The organism is Labrenzia sp. OB1 (assembly GCF_001624695.1).
In the GTDB taxonomy this organism is placed as follows: Bacteria; Pseudomonadota; Alphaproteobacteria; order Rhizobiales; family Stappiaceae; genus Roseibium.
Window position 1 is genome coordinate 1 of the sequence record NZ_JSEP01000066.1, and the last position, 2,861, is coordinate 2,861.

Here is a 2,861-nt window from a genome sequence, read left to right on the forward strand (position 1 = left end):
CTCCTCATGTCACCACACTCGCCTGTGTCGCGCAGTTGCAAGGTGAAGACCTCGAGCTCCTGGAGGCCATCGTCGAAAACGATGACAACCTGACCTATGGCAGCATCGTCAGCGTCCAAACAGGTCAGGACGACTATATTACAGCGCTCACCGACGACGGCATCCACGAATTGAAAGACATGCTCGCCGAAGCCAGAAGCTCAACCGAAAACTGGAACGGCTTCCTCGATGACTTCGTCTCAGATCCCCACGTCATTGCCCGCGTCAAGGCCCAATCGCCGCGGTAACAATCGGCCGGTTACAGTCATCCTTCGATTGGCGTTTCAGTTTTTCGACGATGGCACTGAGAATCATGACGTGGAACTCCAATTACAGAAGCGCCCTTTCAACAGCCAAATCTCAAGACACGGTTAACTCGACAATCTTTGCGACACGCCCATCATCGAGCCCACAAGGGCCTGAATAACAGAATTGAAAACGCACACCGCCAGACCAGGAAGCGAGAGAAGATCATGGGGCGGTTCAAATCGCCCCGCCAAGCACAGCGTTTCCTGTCAGCCCACGATCAGATAAACACCATCTTTCGTCCCTGCCGATACAAACTCTCAGCCCGCTCCTGGCGACACGCCAGAGCAGATGCCTTCTGCCTGTGGTCCGACTACACAGCAGAAATGACCGCTTGAAAAAGCAGGGGCCGCGCTGCCTTGCATCCAATGACAAACAACTTGGCAATACCGCTCAACGGTTTCTTTCAGTTCATGATCAGATCAACACGATCTTCCGGACGCGCCGATACAAACTGTCCGCATCCTCATACCGGCACGCCAGAGCAGATGCGTTCAGCCTGTGGTCCGACTACACCGCTGAGATGAACGCCTGAAATCCGTCCAAAACGGGAGCCTGTGCTGGCCGACCCAAACAAGTTGGCAATGCCCTCTTTTGGATTCCCAAAGTTTCGCGAATATGATTCCTGATGGGGAACATGAGGAGTTTGCCATGTCCGCCCCTATCCGTCTTCGAGATGACTTTGATGCTCCAACCCTTCGTCATCTAGCCCGTTGGTCGGTGAATGCCGATCAAACCATCAGGATTTTACTATCAAGATTATGTATATGACTTTCTCTTGACGATTTGTAGTTCTCGGAAACTATTCCAATTCTCGCCAATCCAGTGAGCATTCGATGAAATAGCGTGTTACGATCAGAATGTTTCGAGATGTAGTTATTAGTGGGGTCCGTGTACTCTTGAATATTCTTCTCCTGATATTCTATATTTTTAATTTTGACTGCGTCATAAGCAATTTCTTTAAGTTTAATCGAAACGGTAGCTGCCTCGTTAGAAACACCAGTTTTTCCACTATGCTTTTGCGCTGCGTTGACAAGTCGCTTAAGTCCTTGGTGGAGCTCTTTGAAATTACCGCGATTGCTTAAACCACGCAAAATCTCACGGTTAGCCTTGGCGACAGATTTATTCAGAGCTCTTTCAGGAAGACTTTTTTTCCAGTTTTTGAAACGGTTGGCAGTGCTTTCGAAGAAAGCTCGTAGTTTTCCGACTGATTTGTTGGTGACAACAGAAGGCTGTCGCCTAACCCCACTTTCACGAACCAGAGGCCTCAGTTCAGAAGAGCTTGCTGAAATAAGAGACCGATTCGAAAGTTCATGAGACAAGACAATAGGTTGCGAGCCTGCGTGTCTAAGAGCGAATTCTCTGATTGTTTGGTTGCCAGAAGACCTGGGAACAATACTAGCCATTTTGTGAGTTCCTTTTCGAATTGGAGCTGTGGCGTTTTGATGCCGAGTTCTATCAGCCGGGATCCTCTACAGCTGTCTCAAATGTGACTGGCGTGTCGCAGATAACGTACAAATATTTTCGCACATTTTCAGGTTGAGACGGTTCCCTTTGTTGTGATGGAAGGGAGCAAGGCATGACTGACGATACTGACAGCAAAGAGATTGGCAACGTGATCCGGATCGATGAGGCAGGGATCAAGAACCATCTGGGATGTCAATGGCACCTTAAATTTCCCCAGAATGGGCCGTTTAAAATTCCCCAGTCTGGTGTCCCGGTAGTCAGCCGGATTTACAGACTGGCGGCTCCGTTTTTAGCTTTTGGTGGTCGTCCCCTGCGCCTTGGCGGGGGTGGTGGCGAGATCGGGGCGTTTGCACGCACATGCTCCGGGATCAGATCCGCGTGACCACGAAGCCGATACAGGGCTTGGGGAATTCTGTGAAGGCCGTTACAACGCTCACCGCAGAGCCGCACGAGATCAAGGCAGAGAACGGGGCCACTAGCGGTGTTTCCTGATGTCAGCGTTCGACATACCCGCGCTTGCATTTGCTACGCACCAGGTGCGCCTTGCGAGCGTGTGCGGAAACCAGGTCGGGAAAGAGATCCGACCGTGACCGCCCCGAGGTGCCAAGACGCCCCCACCTCCGTTGAACGGCATAATCGCCGAACAGGGTCGGCTCGACCGACAACACATAGAACCGGGCCATGTTCCGGTGCGGATCGATGCGCGTCAGAAAGACAGGGTGTCGAAGGCTCTGCATGTCGCCAGTGTGTAGGCAAACATTGGCGCGCGTCCAATGACTGTTTGGAATCAATCAGCACATGTTCGATTCAATATTGGCTGCCTGATTGAGGGCAGCTCGGCCAGGAAAATTGAAAACCAAAGCGAAACGCTGCTACGTTAAGTTGAGGCGGGTTTGGTCTGGGAAACTCGGATAATAGCCAAATACCGTCATTTTTTGTACATGAAAATACACTTTGGTAGTGCGGACGTCCGTTCGTTTACAACCAAAAATGAGTGTGCCAGCCTCTTGTCAAATATGCTTTGAAGCTTATCCGTGAGCCGGTCAGAT

General features: G+C 50.9%; 5 protein-coding genes and 1 pseudogene. 4 read left to right on the forward strand and 2 right to left on the reverse strand.

The annotated features are described in order from the left end of the window. The 3 genes and pseudogenes from OA90_RS29225 to OA90_RS27525 all read left to right on the forward strand — a co-directional run. The coding region (locus tag OA90_RS29225) for a hypothetical protein (protein WP_244274720.1) at positions 1-287 on the forward strand (287 nt) is incomplete at its 5' end. Positions 288-368: 81 nt separating this feature from the next. Continuing rightward, entirely contained in the window at positions 369-683 is a 315-nt protein-coding gene (locus OA90_RS27520; protein WP_279625837.1) for a DDE-type integrase/transposase/recombinase, read from the forward strand. Between the two features lie 53 nt (positions 684-736). Next, positions 737-880: pseudogene (locus tag OA90_RS27525) on the forward strand (IS6 family transposase); the annotation flags it as partial. 196 nt (positions 881-1,076) lie between these two features. On the opposite strand, the gene OA90_RS28905 reads toward OA90_RS27525, so the two are convergent. Continuing rightward, a complete protein-coding gene (locus tag OA90_RS28905; RefSeq protein WP_156510727.1) occupies positions 1,077-1,751 on the reverse strand; it encodes a hypothetical protein in 675 nt (224 codons plus the stop codon). A gap of 173 nt (positions 1,752-1,924) precedes the next feature. Between OA90_RS28905 and OA90_RS29845 the strand changes: the two genes are divergently transcribed. Continuing rightward, positions 1,925-2,194, forward strand: a complete 270-nt coding sequence (locus OA90_RS29845) for a hypothetical protein (protein ID WP_156510728.1) — start codon at positions 1,925-1,927, stop codon at positions 2,192-2,194. A gap of 112 nt (positions 2,195-2,306) precedes the next feature. On the opposite strand, the gene OA90_RS27535 is transcribed toward OA90_RS29845, so the two are convergent. After that, positions 2,307-2,549 carry a WGR domain-containing protein gene (locus OA90_RS27535; protein WP_068420221.1) on the reverse strand — a complete coding sequence of 81 codons (243 nt, stop codon included), beginning with the start codon at positions 2,547-2,549 and terminating at the stop codon, positions 2,307-2,309. Positions 2,550-2,861: the final 312 nt, after the last annotated feature.

What these genes read in the sequence shown, in the direction of transcription:
- OA90_RS28905 (WP_156510727.1), bottom strand. Translation starts at nt 1,751, where the DNA reads ATGGCTAGTATTGTTCCCAGGTCTTCTGGCAACCAAACAATCAGAGAA.
- OA90_RS29845 (WP_156510728.1), top strand. Translation starts at nt 1,925, where the DNA reads ATGACTGACGATACTGACAGCAAAGAGATTGGCAACGTGATCCGGATC.
- OA90_RS27535 (WP_068420221.1), bottom strand. Translation starts at nt 2,549, where the DNA reads ATGCAGAGCCTTCGACACCCTGTCTTTCTGACGCGCATCGATCCGCAC.